This window comes from Kitasatospora sp. NPDC059646, assembly GCF_042734615.1.
Taxonomy (GTDB): Bacteria; Actinomycetota; Actinomycetes; order Streptomycetales; family Streptomycetaceae; genus Kitasatospora.
Genome location: NZ_JBHWDS010000029.1, coordinates 1 through 19,750 on the forward strand (window position 1 = coordinate 1; position 19,750 = coordinate 19,750).

At 73.3% G+C, this 19,750-nt stretch carries 27 protein-coding genes; 4 read left to right on the forward strand and 23 right to left on the reverse strand.

Annotated features, from left to right (window positions below):
- Positions 1–28 precede the first annotated feature (28 nt).
- From ACFV1L_RS20945 to ACFV1L_RS21055, 23 genes are all read right to left on the reverse strand, one after another.
- Positions 29–481: an NUDIX domain-containing protein gene (locus ACFV1L_RS20945; protein ID WP_380367854.1), complete on the reverse strand. Its 453-nt coding sequence runs from the start codon at positions 479–481 to the stop codon at positions 29–31.
- A 112-nt stretch (positions 482–593) separates the two neighbouring features.
- Complete coding sequence (locus tag ACFV1L_RS20950; RefSeq protein WP_380367855.1) at positions 594–842, reverse strand: hypothetical protein; 249 nt, start codon at positions 840–842, stop codon at positions 594–596.
- A 72-nt stretch (positions 843–914) separates the two neighbouring features.
- A complete protein-coding gene (locus tag ACFV1L_RS20955; protein WP_380367857.1) occupies positions 915–1,721 on the reverse strand; it encodes a hypothetical protein in 807 nt (268 codons plus the stop codon).
- A gap of 91 nt (positions 1,722–1,812) precedes the next feature.
- Positions 1,813–2,973 (reverse strand): DNA polymerase III subunit beta, encoded by a 1,161-nt coding sequence (gene dnaN / locus ACFV1L_RS20960; RefSeq protein WP_380367859.1) that lies wholly within the window; start codon positions 2,971–2,973, stop codon positions 1,813–1,815.
- A 106-nt stretch (positions 2,974–3,079) separates the two neighbouring features.
- Positions 3,080–3,664 carry a hypothetical protein gene (locus ACFV1L_RS20965; RefSeq protein WP_380367861.1) on the reverse strand — a complete coding sequence of 195 codons (585 nt, stop codon included), beginning with the start codon at positions 3,662–3,664 and terminating at the stop codon, positions 3,080–3,082.
- A 226-nt stretch (positions 3,665–3,890) separates the two neighbouring features.
- Positions 3,891–4,028, reverse strand: a complete 138-nt coding sequence (locus ACFV1L_RS20970; RefSeq protein ID WP_380367862.1) for a hypothetical protein — start codon at positions 4,026–4,028, stop codon at positions 3,891–3,893.
- 14 nt (positions 4,029–4,042) lie between these two features.
- Entirely contained in the window at positions 4,043–4,720 is a 678-nt protein-coding gene (locus ACFV1L_RS20975; RefSeq protein ID WP_380367864.1) for a hypothetical protein, read from the reverse strand.
- A gap of 257 nt (positions 4,721–4,977) precedes the next feature.
- Entirely contained in the window at positions 4,978–7,086 is a 2,109-nt protein-coding gene (locus tag ACFV1L_RS20980; RefSeq protein WP_380367866.1) for a hypothetical protein, read from the reverse strand.
- Between the two features lie 153 nt (positions 7,087–7,239).
- Positions 7,240–7,614, reverse strand: a complete 375-nt coding sequence (locus tag ACFV1L_RS20985; RefSeq protein WP_380367867.1) for a hypothetical protein — start codon at positions 7,612–7,614, stop codon at positions 7,240–7,242.
- Positions 7,615–7,654: 40 nt separating this feature from the next.
- Positions 7,655–8,812 (reverse strand): hypothetical protein, encoded by a 1,158-nt coding sequence (locus ACFV1L_RS20990; RefSeq protein WP_380367869.1) that lies wholly within the window; start codon positions 8,810–8,812, stop codon positions 7,655–7,657.
- A 14-nt stretch (positions 8,813–8,826) separates the two neighbouring features.
- Entirely contained in the window at positions 8,827–9,363 is a 537-nt protein-coding gene (locus ACFV1L_RS20995; protein WP_380367871.1) for a hypothetical protein, read from the reverse strand.
- A 261-nt stretch (positions 9,364–9,624) separates the two neighbouring features.
- Complete coding sequence (locus ACFV1L_RS21000) at positions 9,625–9,894, reverse strand: hypothetical protein (protein ID WP_380367872.1); 270 nt, start codon at positions 9,892–9,894, stop codon at positions 9,625–9,627.
- Positions 9,895–10,195: 301 nt separating this feature from the next.
- A complete protein-coding gene (locus tag ACFV1L_RS21005) occupies positions 10,196–11,908 on the reverse strand; it encodes a DUF2637 domain-containing protein (RefSeq protein ID WP_380367874.1) in 1,713 nt (570 codons plus the stop codon).
- A gap of 129 nt (positions 11,909–12,037) precedes the next feature.
- Positions 12,038–12,607, reverse strand: a complete 570-nt coding sequence (locus ACFV1L_RS21010) for a hypothetical protein (RefSeq protein WP_380367875.1) — start codon at positions 12,605–12,607, stop codon at positions 12,038–12,040.
- Positions 12,608–12,632: 25 nt separating this feature from the next.
- Complete coding sequence (locus ACFV1L_RS21015; protein ID WP_380367877.1) at positions 12,633–13,226, reverse strand: hypothetical protein; 594 nt, start codon at positions 13,224–13,226, stop codon at positions 12,633–12,635.
- A 110-nt stretch (positions 13,227–13,336) separates the two neighbouring features.
- Positions 13,337–13,774 carry a hypothetical protein gene (locus tag ACFV1L_RS21020; RefSeq protein ID WP_380367878.1) on the reverse strand — a complete coding sequence of 146 codons (438 nt, stop codon included), beginning with the start codon at positions 13,772–13,774 and terminating at the stop codon, positions 13,337–13,339.
- A gap of 100 nt (positions 13,775–13,874) precedes the next feature.
- Entirely contained in the window at positions 13,875–14,237 is a 363-nt protein-coding gene (locus ACFV1L_RS21025) for a hypothetical protein (protein WP_380367880.1), read from the reverse strand.
- Positions 14,238–14,343: 106 nt separating this feature from the next.
- A complete protein-coding gene (locus tag ACFV1L_RS21030) occupies positions 14,344–14,469 on the reverse strand; it encodes a hypothetical protein (RefSeq protein WP_380367882.1) in 126 nt (41 codons plus the stop codon).
- Positions 14,470–14,536: 67 nt separating this feature from the next.
- Positions 14,537–14,674, reverse strand: coding sequence for a hypothetical protein (locus ACFV1L_RS21035; RefSeq protein ID WP_380367883.1), 138 nt, complete (start codon positions 14,672–14,674; stop codon positions 14,537–14,539).
- 8 nt (positions 14,675–14,682) lie between these two features.
- A complete protein-coding gene (locus ACFV1L_RS21040; RefSeq protein ID WP_380367885.1) occupies positions 14,683–14,805 on the reverse strand; it encodes a hypothetical protein in 123 nt (40 codons plus the stop codon).
- On the reverse strand, positions 14,802–14,924 hold the full coding sequence (locus tag ACFV1L_RS21045) for a hypothetical protein (RefSeq protein ID WP_380367887.1): 123 nt from the start codon (positions 14,922–14,924) through the stop codon (positions 14,802–14,804). The genes ACFV1L_RS21040 and ACFV1L_RS21045 overlap by 4 nt, the downstream gene beginning before the upstream one ends.
- 5 nt (positions 14,925–14,929) lie before the next feature.
- Positions 14,930–15,334 (reverse strand): hypothetical protein, encoded by a 405-nt coding sequence (locus ACFV1L_RS21050; RefSeq protein WP_380367888.1) that lies wholly within the window; start codon positions 15,332–15,334, stop codon positions 14,930–14,932.
- A 171-nt stretch (positions 15,335–15,505) separates the two neighbouring features.
- Positions 15,506–16,183 (reverse strand): hypothetical protein, encoded by a 678-nt coding sequence (locus ACFV1L_RS21055; RefSeq protein ID WP_380367890.1) that lies wholly within the window; start codon positions 16,181–16,183, stop codon positions 15,506–15,508.
- Between the two features lie 400 nt (positions 16,184–16,583).
- Between ACFV1L_RS21055 and ACFV1L_RS21060 the strand changes: the two genes are divergently transcribed.
- From ACFV1L_RS21060 to ACFV1L_RS21075, 4 genes are all read left to right on the forward strand, one after another.
- Complete coding sequence (locus ACFV1L_RS21060) at positions 16,584–16,898, forward strand: putative quinol monooxygenase (protein ID WP_380367892.1); 315 nt, start codon at positions 16,584–16,586, stop codon at positions 16,896–16,898.
- Between the two features lie 7 nt (positions 16,899–16,905).
- Positions 16,906–18,144, forward strand: a complete 1,239-nt coding sequence (locus tag ACFV1L_RS21065; RefSeq protein ID WP_380367894.1) for a helix-turn-helix domain-containing protein — start codon at positions 16,906–16,908, stop codon at positions 18,142–18,144.
- 259 nt (positions 18,145–18,403) lie between these two features.
- Positions 18,404–18,610 (forward strand): hypothetical protein, encoded by a 207-nt coding sequence (locus ACFV1L_RS21070; protein ID WP_380367895.1) that lies wholly within the window; start codon positions 18,404–18,406, stop codon positions 18,608–18,610.
- Between the two features lie 2 nt (positions 18,611–18,612).
- Positions 18,613–19,698: a hypothetical protein gene (locus tag ACFV1L_RS21075; protein ID WP_380367897.1), complete on the forward strand. Its 1,086-nt coding sequence runs from the start codon at positions 18,613–18,615 to the stop codon at positions 19,696–19,698.
- Positions 19,699–19,750 lie beyond the last annotated feature (52 nt).

The window sequence follows — 19,750 nt, forward strand, 5'->3', positions numbered from 1 at the left end:
CGGCCGGCGGGCGCCGTGGCGGGCAGCGTCAGTGCCCGGAGATGGCCCGGCGGGCGTCGGCGAGGATCTGGGCGTGGTCGAAGGCCAGCCGCTGGGGCAGGGCGTCGAGCGGGATCCACTGGACGGCGGCGGCGTCGTCTCCGGCCACGGCTTCGGTGCCGGCAGGGACGCGGGCCAGGTAGGCGACGCCGACGTAGCGGCCGCGCGGGTCGCGGTCGGGCTCGTCGTACACGCCGATGAAGACCAGGTCGGCGGGGTCGACCTGGACGCCGGTCTCCTCGTGCAGTTCGCGCGCGGCGGCGGCCAGCGCGGTCTCGCCGGCGTCGACGTGGCCGCCGGGCAGGGCCAGCAGGCCCGCGTACGGGTCGTGGCCGCGCTCGATCAGCAGGACGCGGCCGTGCCGCACGGCGACGACGTCCGCGGTGTAGCGGATCGCCTCGGCGGCTCCGTGCGCATTGTCGGTGGTGATGGTGTCGGTCATGAACGTGTCCTCCGGGGAGTGGATGGTGTCGGCCGGGCGGCCGCGCCGCGCACCACGGCGCCCGCCTGCCGCGCCTGGTGGGTGCGGCGGGCGGGCGTCGTGGTGGGCAGCGTCAGTGCCCGGGCGTGAGGAGGATCCAGACGGCGAGTGCGGTGATGGCGAGGACGATCAGGACCGGGCGGGGCGAGATGCCGCGGGCGGTCTTGAGTCGCTGGATCTCGGCCCAGACGGCGTCGGCCTCGGCCTGCAGGCCGTTGCGGGCGGCGCTGCCCGGGTCGAGGCCGCCGATGGTGGCGGACAGGGCATGGAGCTTCTCGTAGAGGGCGGCGATCTGCTGGTCGCGGGATATGGCCCAGGACAAGGCGGCTGCCTTTCGTGGTGGAGGGGATGGGTGTGCGGGCGGCGGCCGGTGCGGTCGCCGCCCGTTGCGGGGTCAGGTCCGGTCGGGGTCGGCGGGGTTGGTCCGCCGTCCGTCGCGGTCGACGACGAGGTGCTGGACGTCGACGACGACGGCCTCGATGCGGGGCTCGGGAACGGTGACGTCGATGTGGACAGGTGCCGGCACCGGTTCGGGGACGGCCACGGTGACGGCCGGCGCCGGGGTGGGCGGGACCTGGTTGATCACCGTGGTGCGGGTGGTGATCCACGAGCCGGTGAGCGCCGCCGCGGCGAGCACCGCCCACACGAGGACGGCGAGGCCGGCGGCGACGGGGCGGCCGGGGCCCGCGGTGCCGTCCCACACCATCGCCGCCGTCAGCGCGCCGAAGACGAGCGCGCCGAGCTGCACGCCGACGCTCGCGCCGCGCCGCAGGGCGATCAGCAGGATCACCACCCCGGCGGCGGCCCACGCGTTGTGGAGGACGCCCGCGCCGGCGGGCAGGCCCGCGCTGCGGGCGTCCAGGCTCTGCTGGATCGGGTCGTTGACGGTGTGCCAGATCTGCGCGGCGGGCCGGGCGAGGTGTGCCGGGTCGGCGCACCAGCGGGCGGCGGCCAGCAGCATCCGGCCGATGCCGGTCACGAGGAGCGCCGCGCCCACCAGGGCGGCGATGCCGACCAGGACGAGCACGGTGTCGGGCAGGTCCCGAAGCGGGGCCGGAACGGCGTCGCGCCACCGACGGCGTGCGGAGTCGGGCCGGTGCCAGATCATGTCCGGGTGCTCGCTCGCTCCGTCGCCGCGGGAGGGGTGGACGAGGTCGTCGTCGCGGTCGTGCGGGGGCTGGTCAGGGGTGCTGGGGTTCACGGTCTGCTCCTCGGCTTTCGGCTGGCGGACGGGATCGGGGCGGCGCTCGGGCCGCCGAGGAGTGTCGGCGGCCGGAGTTCGTTGGGAGTGGTCAGGAGGCGGCGGTGGAGGTGGAGCCGAGGCGGATCGGCATCAGCAGGTGCTCGTAGTCGGGCTCGACGCCGTCTCCCGTCCAGCCGAGGGCGAGCACGGGCTTGTGAGGGTGGGTCAGGTGGAGGCGGGCCTCGGGCTCGGTGAGCGCCTGCAGCGCGTCGATCAGGTAGCTCGGCTTGATCGCGACGTCGCAGCCCTCGACTGCGGCGACGCCGCCGGAGGCGTTGCAGGAGACGTGGTCGGCGGCGGACGCGCCGTCGTCGTCGCCGGCGGCCAGCAGGAGCCGGCCGTCCTGGTGGGTGAGGCGCACCGGGCGCTTGTCGTCGACGACCAGGGCGACGCGCTTGAGTGCGGCGATCGTCTCGGCGACCGGCACGGTGAGGGTCATCGTCGCGTCGGCCGCGCTGGGGAACAGGCTGCGGTACTTCGGGAACTCGCCGGTCAGCAGGCGGGTGCCGATGGCGCGGCCGCCGGGGACGGAGAGGGTGAACTGGCCGTCGTGCCAGCCGGCGTGGAGCGGGTGCTCCCCGGTCAGCGCCTTGGCGGCGTCGCAGATCCACTTCGCGGGGACCAGGACGGTCGTCTCGGCGGGAACGGTGCCGGTGGGGCGGACGTCGGTCTCGCGGACGGCGAAGCGGTACCGGTCGGTGGCGGCGAGGGTCAGCCGCCCGTCGTCGGCGAGGGTGAGCAGCACGCCGGTCAGCACCGGCAGGGTGTCGTCGGTGCCGGCGGCGACGACGACCTGGGCGACGGCGTCGGCGAACGCGTCGGCAGGGGCGGTGAACACCGTGTCCGGTGCGGCGGGCAGCGCCGGGTACTCGTCGAGCGGCAGCAGCGGCAGCTCGAACTTCGCGCTGCCCGCGGCGACCAGAAGGCGGGTGCCGGCCAGTTCCAGGTCGACCTCGGCCGACTTCGGCAGGGCCTTGGCGATGTCGCCCAGGAGGCGGCCGGAGACCAGGGCCCGGCCGTCGTCGGCGATCTCGGCGTCGGTGGTGACGGTGGCGCAGGTCTCGTAGTCGAACGCGGACAGGGTCAGGCCGTTCTCGCCGGTGGCCAGCAGGATGCCGGCCAGCACCGGGACGGGCGGCCGGGCGGGCAGCGCGCGGGCAACGTGGGCGACGGCGTCGGCGAACGGGGCGGCGAACAGGCGCAGCTTCACGGGGTGTCCTTCACTGTGCGGGATCGGCGGTGTCGGATGTGCGGCCGCCCGGCCCCACCGGGGTGGGGACGGGCGGCGTTGGCGCGAGTCGGTCGGGGCGGGCGGGTCAGTCGTCCTCGTGTTCGCCGTACGGGTCGCAGGTGGGGTAGTCGGTGTCCAGGACCAGGCAGGTGCCGTAGTCGTCGGCGCTTTCGACGACCAGGTCGCCGGTGCCGGCCCAGCCGGGCACCGTGGCCATCACGGGCGCGTGGTCGGGCAGGCCTGCCAGCGCCGCGCGGAGGTCGGCGGCGGTGAGCTGGCCGGTGCGCGCGAGGCGGCCGGTCGCCGCGGTGTGCGCGCCGGCCGGGGCCGGGTCGAGCGGCAGGATGTCCGGATCCGGGTCGGTTTCGGTGGTGTGCAGGACGAGCGCGCCGTCCCACGTGGTGGAGCGCACCGGCACCGCGTCGCGGCAGTCGACGTCCGGGACGTACAGGAGCACAGGCAGTTGCTCGGGCATCTCGGCGATGCGGGCGGCGAGGTCGGCGACGGTGAGGCGGGCGGCGCTGTAGGGGGTGCCGGTGATCCGCCAGCACACGGCGCGGTCGACGTGCGGGCGCTGCGCGGCGGCTTTGACGGCCTCGACGATGGCGGTGACCGCGGCGGCGCCCCTCTCCTCGGGGCTGGCCGGGTCGGCGGTGACGGTGATGCTCACGACGTCCTCCAGGCGGATCGTGGTGTCGGCCGGGCGGCCGGTCCCGTCCCCGGACGCGCCGCGCCCGCCCGGCCGGGGTTCGGCGGGGCGGGCGCGTGGCGCTTCCGGCGGCGAGGCCGGTCGTCCGGGCTCACGACTGGTCCGCGGCGCCTTGGAGTCGGGCGCAGGCGGCGTCGGCGTCCTGTTCGACGGCGAGCAGGAGCGGGTGGACGGTGATGTGGTCGGGTCAGGTCCACCAGTCCGTCTCGCTGCCGGGGCCGGGGTCGGCCGGTTCGGCGGGGGTGGCCTGGTGGAGGGCGGGCAGGGCGTCGTCCGGCCGGGCCGCGGCAGGGCGGCGGGCGAGGCGGCGCAGGGCGTTGCGCACGGGCGGGTTCCCCCTCAGCCGTTGTTGTTGGTGATGGAGCCGCGCCAGCCGGCGGACTGGCGGCCGATGTTGGTCTGGTGAGTGCGGTGGACCAGGGCCAGGACGGTGCCGGTCGCGCTCGCGCCGTCGCCGGTGGCCGTGGCCCTCGCCCCGCTGCCGCTGCCGCTGGTGGTGCCGGAGGTGACGGAGCGCAGCTTGCCGAGCAGCGCGGCGGTGCCGATGACGACGGCGCCGACCAGGACGGCGGCCCACTTGAGGACCTCGCCGAGCTTGTCGGCGTGCGGGGCGACCTCGGCGACGGCGGCGCCGAGCACCCACACCGCGCCGCTGGCCGCGAGCGCGGTGAGGGAGCCGACGAGCAGGTACTGGCGCACCGCCAGCGGCATGCCCTGCTCGGCCGCCGGCTGCGCCAGGGCGGCCGGGGCGGCCGGGGCGGCCGGGGTCGGCTGCGGCTGCGGCTGGGGCTGCGCGGCCGCGGCGGTGATGGCGAGCGGGTTGTGGACAGGCACTGCGACGGCCTCGCCGCCGACGATGGCGGGCACGAACTCGGGGCCGTCCAGGGTGGGGCGCAGCGGGACGGCGAGGATCTGGCCGTCGAGGATGACCGGGGTGTAGCCGGTCTCCAGGATGTTGATCTGGGGGTCCGCCGCCCGGTCGGCGGCGGTGTGCGAGGCGTTGGCGGGGGTGTTCACCGGGGGCTCCTTCGAGGGGCTGGGTGCGGTGGGGAAGCGGGGTGTGGGGGCGGCTCGGCGCCTTCCAGAGCCGCCGGGCCCGGCCCGGGTGGCGGGCGGGTCCGGCGGCCCCAGGAAAGGCCGGGTCAGCGGGCGGCGGGCACCCAGGTGCGCAACGCCCGGACGGGGGCGGCCGCGTGCGGGGCGAGCATGACGGTGGTCCTTCCGGAGCGTGCGGGTGCCTGCCGCCCCGGGGTCGGGGCGGCAGGCAGGGTGGGTCAGGCGGCGGCGAGCGCGGCGGGGTGGGCCCAGGCTCCGTGGCCGAGGTCGACGACCTCGCCCTTCTCGGCGGCGCGCTTGAGGGTGGAGGAGACGGTGGACAGCGGCATGGTCAGCTGGGCGGCGATGATGCCGGTGGTGGCCTGCCCCTCGGTCTCCAGGAAGGCGAGGACGGCCTTCTTCTTGTCGCCGCGGGCCGGGGTGCTGCCCGTGGTGGTGGCGGTGAGCAGCTGGTCGAAGCCGGGGCCGGCGGGGGGCTTGCCGAAGCTGGCCTTCGCCGGGGCGACGGTGCCCGCGGTGGAGCCCTTCTTCTGGGGCTTGGCCTTGCCGGCCGGGGTGGCTGCCGTGGTGGCCGGTTCGTCGGTGACGCCGGGCACCGGCGGGAGTTCGCCGCGGCGCCGGGCGTCGAGCCGGTCGCGCCACTGGGTGTAGGCGGGGCCGATGTGCTCGGCCGCCTCGGCGGAGACGACGGCGGGGGTGCCGCGCTTGGCCCACCGGGTCGCGACGCCGGCTTTCTCCGGGGCCCAGCCGCGGAACATCGCGGCTCGTTCCTCGACGCCCTTGAGGTAGCCCATGCCGGAGGTCGGCACGCCGGGCTCGTCGGGCCACGTGGAGGGGATGTCGTTCGGGTCGGCGGGGAGGTTGATGACGTACCCGGCGGAGCGTTCGGTGGTGCGGAAGGCGATGTTGTTGCCCGCGGTGAGCGGCTGGCGCAGCTTGGGGGTGCCGAGGGAGTCGAGGGTGGGCAGGTGGGTGACCAGGCGCAGTTTGATGCCGACCTTGCGGCCGAGGATGGCGATGCGCACGGCGTAGTCGAGGGCTTCGGGGTAGTTGCCCCACACGTCCTGCCACTCGTCGATCGTGACGGCGATGAGCGGCTCTTCGGGGGTGGGGGACCAGTCGGTGTCGCCGTACATCAGGTCGCCGTCCTCGTCGTACCACACGGTCAGGGCGGAGGCTTTGGAGCGGCGGGTGAGCTCGGTGTCGGCGGCGATCAGCATCGCCATGCACTCGTCCACGCCGGGGGCGAAGTAGCTGAGGTAGTCCTGCCAGAACCCGAAGGACTTGCCTTCCTGGGGGTCGCCGCCCCAGCTGGTGACGAGGCCGGAGTGCCGCTCGATGGAGAACAGCGACCGCAGCAGCGCGGACTTGCCGGAGCCGGTCGCACCCGAGATGTGGGTGTGTACCGCGCCCCAGCCCGGACGCCACATCTGGTACTGGGCGGGTCCGCCGTCGATGTGCAGGCCGAGCCGGGCGATGCCGGTCTTCACGTCCAGCGCCTCCGGGCCGGGGAACACCGGCACGTTCTTGAGCGGGTTCTTGTCGTAGACCAGCAGCTTGGCCCGGGACGCCGCCCCGCCGGGCACGCCGTCCACGGCGATCGAGGAGATCGGCAGGTCGTAGGCGGAGGCGATCAGCGTGGTCGCGGCGATCGCCGAGGCGGTGGTCTGCCGGCCGCCGTCCAGCTCGATCAGCGCCTCCCACGCCCCGTCGCCGGTGTCGACGGGTTCCAGCAGCTTGGAGCCGGGCAGCGCCCCGCGCGTCGAGCCGACCTTCGCCTCCCACACCGCGACGCGCTGCTCCGCGCCGAGCGGCTCGGCGCTGGCGCGGATGCGGCGGCGCCACCACCACGGGATCGCCGCGGCCGGGGTGAGCGCCAGCCACCACAGCCCCGTCATCGGCGCCTGGAACGGGCCGGTGCCGGTGAGCGGCATCGCGGTCAGCAACGTCCCGGCCGCAGCCGCCGCCACGGAGGTGCGCACCAGCTCGGCCCGGCGCATCGGCCGGTTCGGCGGGGTCGGCAGGACCCGGTGCCGGTGCAGGAACTTCGCGGCGGTGCGGGTGTAGGGGCCCTTCTTGCGCCAGGTGCGCGCGACGAGGACCGCGGCCGGGAGGGCGGCGTCGACGGCGAGCGCACCCACCAGGCCGTGGGGGGCGTGGGTGAGGGCCTGGCCGTAGCCGGCCAGCACCACGGAGGTCGCGAGCGGGGGCAGGTGGCGGCGGTTTCGGTGCAGACGACGCCAGGTGCCGCGCGCGATCCGGCGCGGCAGGGCGCCGCCGGTGGCGGCGGGGGTGTCCGTCCCGGCCGGGACGGTGGGGGACTTCATCACGGGAGGACTCCAGCAGTGCGAACGGGCGAACACGGATGACGGCGCGGATCGTGTGGGTGGGGCAGGTGCGGATGCGGCACCTCGGCCGCACACCGAACCGCCCGCCCCGCCGGGAGCGGCGGGGCGGGCGGGCGGTGTCCGACCGGGAGGTCACATGCGGTTGTTGTAGGCCTCGCGGTTGGCGGCCGGGACCGGCGCGGAGGCCACCGCCCGGTCGAAGCCGCCGTGGCGCCGCTCGATGGCCAGCCCGGCGGCCCGGGCCATGCCGTTGAGCTCGATCGCGCAGTTCGCGGCCGCCGCGACCGCGCGGGCCTGGCCGACCAGCGCGCCGCCGACCTGCTGGAAGTCGTTCAGCGTCAGCGGGTCGAAGCCGAGCCGCTCGATGGCGTGGTAGTTGCGCTCCGCCTCGACGACCTTGGTGTTCAGGCGCTCGAAGCGGTCGCGGGCCGCGGCCTCCTCGACCGCGGTCGCGACCGCCAGCTGCACCAGGTTCTCCTGGATCTGGCTGTAGGTGATCTCTGCCATTCGGTTCCTCGCAGTTCTGCTCTTCGGTGCTGACCTGGGGTCAGTCGCCGTAGGTGCTGGTCTCGGCCATGTCGACGTCGGAGGCGTTGCGCGCCTCCTGGATGCCGCCGTGGCGGCCCCACACGTTCGCCGACGCCTGGGAGGCGTTGCGCTCGGCGAGGTCGGAGGTGCGCAGGTCCTCCTCGCGGGAGGTCTTCAGCTCGGTGAGCTTCTCGACGATCGCCGCGAGCTCGCCGAGCGTCTTGGCGTCGTACTTGGCCGCCGCGGCGGCGTTGTAGGCGTGCTCGGCCTTGGCCCGCAGGCCGCTCAGGCGGGTGACGGCCGCGGCCGCGTCGTCCTTCTCCATCCGCGCCCAGCGCGAGAGCTGGGCGAGGTACTGCATCAGTGAGTCGACGCCGGTCACCTCGGTGACCCGCGTCGCGGCGGTGGGCAGGGTGCTGCTCATGCTGCTCCTCGGTGCGGTGGCAGTCCCGCTCCCGGTGCCGGGAGCGGGCGTCGTGGGGTCGTCCTTGACGATCCGCAGGTGCGGGCCCGCCTCCGGGGAGGGGGCCGGGGACGGGACCGCCCCCGCCGACGCGGTGCCGGCGGGGACGGGGGCGGGGGCGGGGGCGGGGGCGGGCGCCGGTGCGGTGCCAGCGGTCGGCGGTTGCTTCGGCCTGGGCGGCACCGGCGGGGTGGCGGCCTTGGCCCGCTCCTCGCGGGCCCGGTCCTCCGCGTCCCAGCGGGCCATGCGCTCCGCCCGCTCACGTTCCAGACGGGCGGCCTCCGCCTCGGCGGCGGCCACCGCCGCCGCGAGCCGCGCCGACGCCTCCGCGTCCACGTCCGCACCGGACGGCGCGGTCGGGCCGCCGGTGTTCACCGTCTCGTCCTCGACGATCTCGGCGTCCACGATCTCCGCCTCTGCCGCGGCGCCGGCCTTGCGAGCGGCGCGGTCGGCCTTGACCTTGGCCCGGCGCTCACTGATCGCCGCCTTGGTCTCCGGCCACGCCTTGCGCCAGCCCTCCCGCGCGCCGGAGGTGAAGGTGTAGACGCGGGCAACCGAGTTGATCGCACCCTGGGCGATCTTCTTCCCGGACTCGGTCCGGTCGATCGGCTTCGGCGCCTTCGGCGTCTTGGTGTGCTGCGCGGCCGTCGCCCGGCCGGCGGTGACCCCGCCGCCCAGCGCGTACGCCAACGCCATCGCGATGAGCAGTTCCATCTGCCGCTCCCCTTCTACTGGAGGCCGAACGCGCCGGCGACGATGCCGGCGACGAAGTGCGCGACCCAGCCGACCGCGGCGGCCACGCCGTGGCCGACCGGGCCAGGGATCGCGGTCGCGAAGAACGGCATCGACGCGGCCAGCGCCAGCGTGCGCGAGCTGCAGCGGTCGTCGCGCACGTCGATCAGCAGCACCACCGCCGCGCCCAGGGACACCAGCCAGCCCAATCCGATGCCCACCCAGTCGGTCATCAGGTTCGCGACCGCGTCGTTGGCCCAGGTGACGCCCTCGTTGATCAGGTGCCCCAGCCCGGTGCCGGCCAGGCCGACCCCGCCCGCGGTGAACAGTGCGATGTGCAGGTGCGGCATCTCCAGCTTCGCGAGGGCGTTCTTCATCGCCCCCGACGCCCGCCCGCCGCCGAGGCCGCCGTGGCGCTTGCCCGCCCCGGCGGTCAGCGTCTGCCCGCCGCTCGCGAGTACCTGCAGCGCCGCCGACAGCGCCATGCTGGCGACGCCCACACCGGCCGCCACCGTCGTCTCGATCCCGGTCATGATCCCCTCCCAGGGGGCTAGTTGATCTACATGTTGATCTCTGTCTGGATATGCAGGCCGACCACCGCCGCGCCCCCGAACTCGCCCCGTAGGACGGCCCGGTGACGGCCCGGCAGGCCGCGCTCGCCGCCCCTTGCGGTTACGCAACGTGGGCGGGTACTCTCGCGCGCGCCCGCGCGCCCGCCTACGCATTGGGGGCGGGCAAATACGCGTGCGGATGCGAATACGCGATGCGAAATTCGCAAACGGCTCCGCTGACGGTCACTTGCCGTGACGCTTCGCCAGGTTCGCCGACAGGCTCTGCAGAGCGGTGGCGATCTGCATCCACTCGCCCTCCCGGACGGCCTCCGGCAGCCGACTGACCACCGCCCGCAGGATGTTCCACTCGGCCGCAGCGAGTGCCGAAGGACCGCCCGACGCCGCCTCACTACGAAGCCGCGCCGCGTGGGCGCCGACCCTTCGGGCCCGCTCCTCGCTGCGCTTCTCGGTTCTCTTGCGCCGCCAGGCCGGCGGCTGTGCGGTGTCGCCCACCGCTGCCTCCTTCTCGTGCGATACCTCGATCTCGCCGGCCGGACGGCCGTGACCGCCCCCGCACCCACCCGCACCGGGTGGTCGGGGACGACTACGAACAGCCGAAGGACGAACAACTTCTCCTTGCAGCACGGCAGTGACCTGCGGTGATAGGGGGTTGAATCGGTGCGATCGCCTCCGGTGGTGGCCGGACCGCTACCGTGGTGCTCGGCGCTTCGGCGCCTTCGGCAGCCACCAGGGCGATTGCTGCGCCCTGGTGGCCACCGGAGAAGCCGTGCGTGGATTGCGGGTGGCGGGCCGCTCAGGGCCGGTAGCCCTGGGCGAGCAGTTCGATGGCCTCCTGCCGGTACTCGGAAGCGGTGGCGGGTGAGGAGACATCCAGCGCCGCCTGGATTTCGGCGAGGGGCACCACCTGCTCGGCCGAGGCCGAGTCCGGGTTGGCGGCGTGGGCGGTGAGGATCATCCGGGCGACCTTGCGCACCGCCCGCTCGCGCGGCTTGAGCTTGGCGACGTCCTCCGCTTCGACCGCGGCCCGCTCGATTTCGGCGGCGGCCCGCCGCGTTTCGGCAGCGGCCATCTCGGCTTCGGCAGCAGCCAGCGCCGACTGCTGCGCCTCGGCGATCGCTGCCTCGCGGCGGGCGATCTCCTCCGCCTGCAGGCGCTCGGTTTCGGCAGCGGCGCGCCGCGTTTCGGCGGCAGCCGCCTCGGCTTCGGCAGCGGCCCGGTCCGCTTCGGCGGCGGTCTGGCGGGCCGCGGCGATGGTCGCCGTCTCGACGGCCTGCGCCTCGGCGACCGCGGCCCGGTCCGCCTCCGCGGCCTGCCGGCGCTCCTCGGCGGCGAGGCGCTCCAGCTCGGCCGCCCGCAGGTCCGCCGCCGCCCTCTCCTCGCGCTCCTCGGCCTCCTGCCGCTCGGCAGCAGCGGTGCGGGCGCGGGCCTCGGCGACCAGCGCCGTCTCCAGCGCCTCCTCCTCCGCCGCAGCGGCCCGCTCGGCGGCCGTGACCTGGGCCTTCGCGTGCGCCCGGGCCTGCCCGGTCTCGCCCTCGATCTCGGCCTTGACCTTCTGCACCTCGCCGTCCGCGCGCAGCGCCTCGGCCTGGGCCCTGGCCTCCGCCTTCTTGCGGCGGGTCTCCGCCTCCAGCCGGCGGCGCTCGGCCTCCTCCGCCCGCTCCTCGGCCGCCCGGTCCTGGTCGGCGGGCATGGCCAGCGCCTTCGCGACGGTGTAGCCGTACGGCGCCATCTTCATCGGCAGCAGCTCTTCATCGCTGGCCTTGGACAGGTCGCCGCCGTGCTTGCGCTTGAGCCACAGCTCGTAGGCGATGAGCTCCTGGTCCCGGCGGACCATCTCCGGGTAGGACCGCACGTCGTACAGGCGCATCCGCCGGTACATCCGCGCCGACTTCACCGGGGACAACAGCCACCGGTGCAGCGGCACCCCGTCGGCCGATGTGCCGTCCTCCAGCTGCGCCTTGCGGATGACCAGGCGGCGGGCCGCCTCGACGCCCATGACGAACAGCCCGGGCATGACGCCGTGAGAGGCGGCCCGCACCGGGTCGTCCCACAGCGAACCCTGGGCGGCCGCGTTGAACCAGATCGTGGCCACGGTCATCACGTGCGCGGCCAAACGCAGCGCTGACCAGGGCGTCTTCTTGCGGATCATGTAGAGGTCGAGGGCCAGGAACGCCACGATCGAGGCGTCGACGCCGACCGGGAACCACTGGGCGAGGTCCTGCGAGAAGCCCCAGTGGTCCTGGGCGACCTGGCGCAGCGTGTCGTAGGACATGCGGAAGCCGATGGCGCCGACCAGGGTGCTGCCGGCGGCGGCCAGCACCGACAGGGCGCCCATCAGCACGTTGCGCTTGGGACGCTCGGCGGGCGTCTCCGAAACCGCCCACGGCGCGTCCGAAATTCCGGAGGGCGTTGCCGAAACGGCGTCGGTCGGGAGCGAAACGGGGCCCGGCGCGGGGGGCGCCGGGAGGGTGCGGGCCGCCGTCGGCGGCGGTGCGGTGAGCGTCATTGGATGCCTCCGGAAGGCTCGGATCAGGTGGGTCCGAAACGGCGGCGGCTGCTCCCGAAACGCACCAGGGGTGCTTCCGAAACGGCCGCCGTCGTCGGCGAAGCGGGGGCGGCCGGGCCCGAAACAGGCTCAGGTCAGCCGCTGGCGGCGGCCCCCGGTCGGGACCGCCCGGCACATGCCGGCGTGCTCGTTGGCCCACCGCCGGCCGTCGCCCGGCTGGTAGGCGCCGCTGTTGCTGTCGCCGCACGCCAGGCACTGGTAGCCGTAGTCGCAGCGGCCGTCGGTGAAGCTCTCGTCCGGCCGGGCGATCACCGCAACCAGGCCGCCGCCCACGGTGCGGCAGGTCAGCACGGTGTGCTCCGGCAGCTCCGGATCGGCCGGGCAGCCGGCGGCAGGCCGCTGCAGCTCGGCGCGCAGTTCGGCGACCTCGCGGTCGCGGTCGACCAGCCGCGCCTTCGCCTCCGCCAAGACGAGCTCGCCGAGCCGCAGCTCCGCGTTCCGCTGGCACAGGCGCAGCCGGGCGTCCGCCAACTCCGCGCGCAGTTCGGCCGCCTCGTCCCCGCGCTCGCGTTCCGGGGCGCTCTCCTGCTGGACGGCGACGTTCTCCAGCCTGCGGTTGGCGTCGGCGAGGGCGGTCTCGGCCGTCTCGGCGCGCCGGACCAGGTCGGCGAACGCGCCGGCGGTGATGAGCTTGAGCATCGTGTCCTCCTGTACGACGGCGGGTTCAGGCCTGCGAGAGGGTCAGCTGCGCCATGTCGAGGGCGAGTTCAAGGTCCTGGGCCCAGGCCTCGAGGTCTTCGACCGAGGCGGTGGCCCGGGCGGCGCGGTGACGGTTGGTCAGGGTGTCCAGCACCGCCGTCAGGTGGCGGTGCGCCTCCGCGGGGTCGGCGTAGTGGGCGGTGGTGAGGGCCTCGTTCACGCAGCGGGTGGCGATCTCGATCTGGGTGGTGAGTTCCTCGACCGTCTCGGCGCTGTCGGTGCCGGGCCGGCGGAGGGCGGCGGTGATGCGCAGTCGGCTGCATTCGGCGACGTCCTCGGCCAGCGCGGTCAGGCCCGCCAGGCCGCGTGCCTCGGCGGTGCTCTCGCGCAGCTCGACGATCCGGGCTGGGTCGGCCTGCCGGCGGCCGCTGTACTCGGCCGCGGCCAGCGTGCGCTCGGCTTCGATCAGCGCGATCTCGCGGCTGCGGCGGGCGGAGCGCCATGCCTCGCGCTGCTGCGGGTCGTCGAGCCAGGCCAGGAGTCGGCGCAGGGCGGCGGTCGACATCGCGAAGGGCTGGTCGGAGGGGAGGGGATGGAGGGTCCAGGCGGGGAGGGGCATCGGGGTGGTCCTCTCTCGTGGGTGGTGCGTCGGGCGCCGACGAACGCCGCCCCGCCCGCTCCCGGCGGTCCGGGGCGGGCGGGGCGGCGAACGACACCGTCCGGTGCGGGTCAGGCGGCGGCCAGGGCGCGGAACGCCGCGGTGAGGTCGGGGTGGGCGACCTCGTCCAGGAGGTGGCGCTGCTCCAGGAGCGCGCCGGCGGTCGGGCTGGTGGTGAGGGCGGGGGCGGCGAGGGTGTGCTCGGCCCAGTAGCGCAGGGCCTCCTCGCCGGGCTCGGCGAGGACCCGGTCGCGGTCCTCCCAGCCGGTGCAGTGCTCGATGGCGCGGGTCCCGCCGAGGATGCGGACGGTGATCTGCCACACCGGCCAGGTCCCGGTCCGGGGGCCGGGGTCGACGGCGAGGACCTCGTAGACGGCGCCGGAGTAGCCGGAGCGGTAGATCCCGCCGACCCGGCGCGGGCCGATCTGCCGCGCTACCCACCGCCGGTAGGACACGGCGTCGTAGTAGGTGCGGCGGGCGGGGGTGGCGGTGCGGGCGCGGTGCTTCACGAACAGCCTCCAAGCAGCGGGGGGTAGAGGAAGCGCCGCCGTGCCCGGGGGTGGGCGCGGCGGCGCAGGGGGAGTCGGGGTGAGGAGCGGGGTGGTTCGGTCAGTCGGCTTCCAGGGCGAGCTCCTCGGCGAGGTCTTCGACCCACTTCAGCGCCTCGTCGGCGCGGCGGAGGAGGGCCGAGCGGGCGTCGCCGTCGACGTCCTGGGCGGCGGTGAGGCAGGCCGCCGCCGCGTTCAGCATGTCCACGCTGTCCTCGTGGTCGATGACCAGCGAGTCGGCGCTCAGCTCGTCGAGGAAGGCGGAGGCGGCGCGGGTCATGTCGACCAGGTCCTCGCCGGTGGCGGAGGTCGGGTCGGTCGGGGCCTCGAACTCGCCGCCGCGGACGGCGATGGAGGCGAGCCACTTGCCGTGGCGGAGGGCGAGGCTCTGGAAGGTCGGGACGGTGACGGTGCTGGCGGACATGCTGATCTCCTCCCGGAGATGTCGGAGTGCCAGGTCGGTTGGTCGTAGGAGCGCCGCCGCGCCCGGGGTGGGCGCGGCGGCGCGGTGGCGGTCGGATGAGGGGCGGTCAGAACTCGCCGTTGTCCTTGTCGCGCCAGAAGTCGGCGTACTCGGCGTCGTCGTTGTCCTCGATCGCCTGGTGCACCTCGTCCGTGGTGGCGTCCTCGCGGTAGTAGTCGTTGTAGCGAGCCATGGTCGATTCCTCTCGGGTAAGTGCCACCGGTCGGTGGCACGGATCAGGGGCATGGGGTAGCGGGGTGCTACTCCGTGGTCTGCGGCTGCGTCACGGGCGCCGGGCGCGGCGGGGCGGCCTCGTCCGGCCGGCGGTTCACGGTGCGGGCGGTGGCCTGGCGGGAGATCCGCAGCATCAGGTCCGTGTCGTAGGTGGAGTTGGGCACGCGACCGGTCACTTGTCACCGCCCGGGTTCGGCGCGGGCGGGGCCGGGGGCGCGGGGGGCGCGGGCGGGGTGGGGACGGGGGTTCCGCCGCCGATGTAGGAGCGGCACGCCGCGGGGTCGAGGCTGGTCATGACTTGGGTCCTCCGGAGGTGGCGGCCTTGAGGGCGTCGGCGGCGGCGCGGGCGGCGGCCTTGGCGGCCGCGGCGGCGGCCTTGGCGGCGAGCAGCTTGATCAGGGCTTCGGAGGCCATCGCGATCACACGGCCGTGGGCAGGACGCGGAGGTCGGCGACGGCGGCGGAGACGACGGCCGGGAGCGGCGGCCGGAGGGTGGTGACGGACGCGGACGGCTCGGTGTCGGTCAGGTCGTCCAGGTCGATGACGACCTCGCGGATCGCCTCGATGCTGGCGGCCGCCCGGCGGCGGACCGACCCGACCTTGTCGAGCAGCAGGGCGAGCAGGCCGTCCAGGCCGCGGCGGCCCTCCGGGTAGCGGCCGGCGGCGACGTCGTCCCAGACCTGCTCGGCCAGGTCCTCGCCGAGGTCCGCGGCGGCCGGGCTGATCGCGGCGAGCTGCTCGGCGGCGGCGGCGCGCAGGCGGCCGGCGTACCGGTCGTACATGGCGTCGAGGTCCGGGGCGTGACGGTGCATGATGGTGTCCACGGTCGTGGTCCTCTCTCTACGGGTGGATGGTGCGACCGACTGAGGCCCTCGGGGGTACCGCCCCGAGGGCCTCATTGCTGTGTGCTGGTCGTACGGACGACCACGGCCGCCGCCGACCCCGTCGTGTGCGAGGTCGGCGGCGGCCGTGACGGGCCGTGCGGTGATTCAGGGTCAAGCGGCGGCGTACCTGCGCAGCGGGCTGGCCTGACGGATCGCCGCCTCGGTGCGACGCTCGGCCAGCGCACGGGAGGCCTCGCGGGTGTCGCGCTCCTCGACCTGGAGGTCAGGACCGTAGAGGCGGCGGCGGGTGTCCGCGTGCAGCGCGTGGGAGGTGGCCCGGCGGACCATGTCGACGGTCTCGGCCACGGGGTACCGCTCAGCCCACTTCGCGGTGCGCTCAGCGGCGGTCGGCGCGGGAACCTCGGAGGGCGCGGGGCGTCCCTGCGCGATGTGCAGCACGGCCGGCTGGAGCGGGGTCCGGGTCTTCTTCAGCACCGTGGTGCCGCGGCGGGACTCGGCGGGCATCGCGTCGGGGGAGATCCGCCGGTCCTGCACCCGCTGCCAGCGCGCGATCTCGTCGGCGGTCAGGTCCACCTCGACGATCCGGCGGGCCGAGGTGCAGCGGCGGTCCTGCTGGCCGGCGGTCAGCTCGGCGCCGGACAGGTCGGTGGAGACGTGGTCGCGGATCGTCAGGGTGGTGTCGCCCATGATCCGCTGCCAGGTCTGGCAGTCCGGGCAGACGATCGTGCGGACCTCGCCGCAGCGCAGGTTGTAGGTGCTGGGACGTAACGCAGAGAGGCGGATCGGGGGGAGAGCGGAGCGGCGCTTGGTCCGGACGCGAGCGGGCATCAGGGCCTCCTGGCGGGGAGAAGGGGGCGTTCGAGAGAGCGGAGTGCTGCCCTCTCCGCCCGCCAGGCCCGGCGTCAGCCGGCGTCCTGACGGACAGACAGCACAGCAGCGCTGTAGGTGGAGCTCGATGTGTTCGGCCACAGCGACTGTGCGGATCTCGAGGAGCGGGTGGGCTCAACTCGATCTCCGCCAACGCGAATAGGCCTGCATGTCGGACGACCCATCAAGACCGCCTCGACAGCGACCGCTTGGACACGGCGCTCGAAGCCCTGGGGGACCAACCCCGCAGTGCAACACCACAGAAGCTACTCACAGAAAATCTGCGAGTCAAGGACTTGCACTGCTAGTCGCAGTTTGCTTGCGAGTATGCAATGCTAGTGCGACCAAGAGAGGAGCAGCCATGGGATTCGGGCTGATCGTCCGCTTCCGCCTACGAGACCCGCAGGCGGCGGCGGCGTTCGACCGCCTTGTCGAGCAGGCACTGAACGGCATCCGGGCACACGAGCCCCAGACCCTCGTGTACGCCAGCCACGTCGACCAGGGGGACCCGCTGGTTCGGGTCTTCTACGAGCTTTACGCGAACCGAGCGGCTTTCGAGCTTCACGAGGAGCAACCGCACGTGAAGTATTTTCTGGCAGAGCGCGGTCAGTACCTGGACAGCTTCGAGGTGACGTTTCTCGACGAGCTGGCCAGCAAGCGCCCGACCTCGGAATGAGGCAAGCATGGGACAGACCTCTCACCAGGCCTTCGGCAAGCGAATCGCCGAACTGCGCACCGACCGACAGCTGACGCAGAATGAGCTGGCCAGTCGAATTGGCCGCACTGCGAGCTGGCTCTCGCAGGTCGAACGCGGTGTCCAGCCCGTATCACGGCTGGATGTTCTACAGCGCCTCGCTGATGGACTCGGAGTCTCGGTTCAGGCCCTGCGTCCCGATGCCCCTACACGACTCAACATTCCCCCCGTCGAGTCGGATCAGGAGCCGAACGACCTCGACAGTGCCCGGCTGCTGATCTCAGGACACCCGGCGCTCGACGTTCTGCTCATGACCTCCGAGGATCCGGTACGCGACCTCGCGGACCTTGACGCCGCCGTGGCCGAGGTCTGGAACCTCATGCACGCGTCCCGATTCAGCCAGCTCAGCCAGCGCCTCAACGAGTTGCTTCCAGAACTCGAACGGGCCTGCCGGATTCTGCCCGTCGCCGAGCGCCCGGCTGCTCAGGCGCTGCTAGCTCGAACCTATCAAGCGCTGTCGGCCGCTTTCGTTCGACAGAACGAAGCCGACGCTGCATGGGTAGCCGCTGACCGTTCGATCCGCGCAGCTGAACAATCTGGCAGACCGCTGGACGTGCTCGCTGGCATCTTCCGGCTTTCGCAGGCCTTCGTAAGGCTTCACCGGCTGGACCAGGCGGAACATGCCGCGCAGACCGCAGTCAGCGCGATACGCCAAAGGGCCGCTGCGCCCGACGCTAGCCCGGAAGTGTTGTCGGTCGCAGGGTCTCTCCACTTGGTCTTGGCCCTCATCCATGCTCGCGCGGGCGAGAGGGCATCGACACGAAAGGAGTTGGCCTCAGCACGAACGATCGCGTCCCGACTCAGCGAGGACCGGAACGACTTCAACCTCGAGTTCGGTCCCACCAACGTGGAGATCCAAGCGGTTTCAGCTGCCGTCGACCTCGGCGATGCTGGCGAGGCAATCGACATTGGAAACGCAATCGACGCAAGCACTCTGTCTCCCGAGCGTCAGGCGCGCCTGCTGATGGATCTCGGCCGAGCACACGCTCAGCGGCGCCACTCCGGCGAGGCCTTGGAATGCCTGCTACAGGCTGAACTGCTGGCCCCTGAAACGGTCCGCACGCATGTGGCGTCGCGCAGCACGATTCGAGAGCTAGTGCTCATCGCCGGCAGTGCCGCGCCCACCGAGCTCCTAGAGCTCGCAGCCCGGGCCGACGCCACTGGATGAACGGACCCACTCCAGAAGCACAAAGGCCTGGCCCTCTCCGAGGCTAGGCTCTGCCTCATACCCGATATCGGGCACCACAAGTCCAGAAAATGCGAAAGCGGCCCGTCTTTGGCGAGGGGGCCGCTATCGCGAGAGATGTAACGCTGTCCCGACGGTACCAGGCGCTGGTGGCAACGGGCGAGAGACACCCGTCACTCGCGCGCTCGGCCTACCCCTGATACCGGCGAGGGCCGCGCTCACCCCCGAGAGGTAGCGCCACGTGAGTTCCACCCCGCGCACCGGCCGTGACAACACCGGCCTGCCAACCAATCTGTCGGCCACCCCACAGGTCCAGCTCCACTGTCCACAGGACGAGTGCGAGACGAATGCCCCTGTGAAGAACACACTGATGCAGGGCAGGCACCACCACATCGTCCAGGCTGCGCTGTTCCTGGGACTCGATGCCGGATCGAAGGTGTCCCGGTGAGGATGTCCAGCCCCGAGTTCGCGAGCGCCTCGGTCCAGCGGGCTTGGGAGCCTCCGGAGGAGGTCGTCGTCCCGTACGCGCTGGCGTACTCGCCCGGCCTCCAGCCCGAGGACTACGGCGTGCTGATCCGCCTGCTGCTGCGGGACCCGGGCCAGCCGTCCGGCATGCTCGCGCTGTCTGCGGAGTTCCAGGCGACCGGCTGGAAGATGGGCGAGAGCCGCCTGCGCGGGGTGATGAGCCGCCTGCAGAGGGCCGGCCACGTCAGCCACGTACGGGACGGCTACGACGAGAAGACCAAGCGCCCGAAGTGGAAGTTCATGGTCTACCGGAACCCGGCGAACAACAGCGCCTACGTCTCCCGGGGTACCCGAGGCGTCGAGGCATCGTCGCAGGTCAGGCCTATGGTGCGGAATCCAACGCATGCGTCGAAGCGGCCCGGTTCCGAGACTGCGATTTCCAACGTCTGTGCAGGTCAGACCGACACTGCAATTTCCAACGCGTCGAAGACTCACGCGTTGGAATCCGGCGCGTTGGAATCCAACGTCTGTGCAGTTCAGGCCGACACGTTGAAAATCAACGTGGTTCCACACCTCCAGGAGGAGGTAACTACCTCCTCCCCCAACCCCCGCTCGAACCCCACCGGCCCCACCGGGGTGGGGGCTCGGGAGGAGGAGATGGTCTTCGACCCCGAGGAAACCACGGCCGCCGTCCGGCTGCTCCAGCTGCTCCCCGCTCCGTGGACGATCGGACGGCCGAAGGCAAAGTCCCTCGCTCCAGCCCTCTTGGAAGCGATGGCCGATCAGGGCTGGCCCCGGATCACGACCCTGGACGACCGCACCCGTCGCCTGCTCGTAGGGCAGCTGACCAAGAACCCCGGCGGCATCAAGAACTACGGCTCGATCCTGGAGCGCGACCGGATCCCCAACCTGCCGCTGGCTGAGATCGTGCTGGGCTTTGTTCCAGGCCAGAGCACCGGGGAGTCGACGCCTCCGCAGCAGATGCCGAAGGAGGAGCCGGACTTCAAACCGGTCCCCGCCCCGGCCCGGGTCGCGGAGCTGCTGAACGCCCTGAACAGGCGCGACATCTGATCGGTGCCCTGCACCCCCGAACAACACAGCGCGGCTGCCGGTGATACCTCGC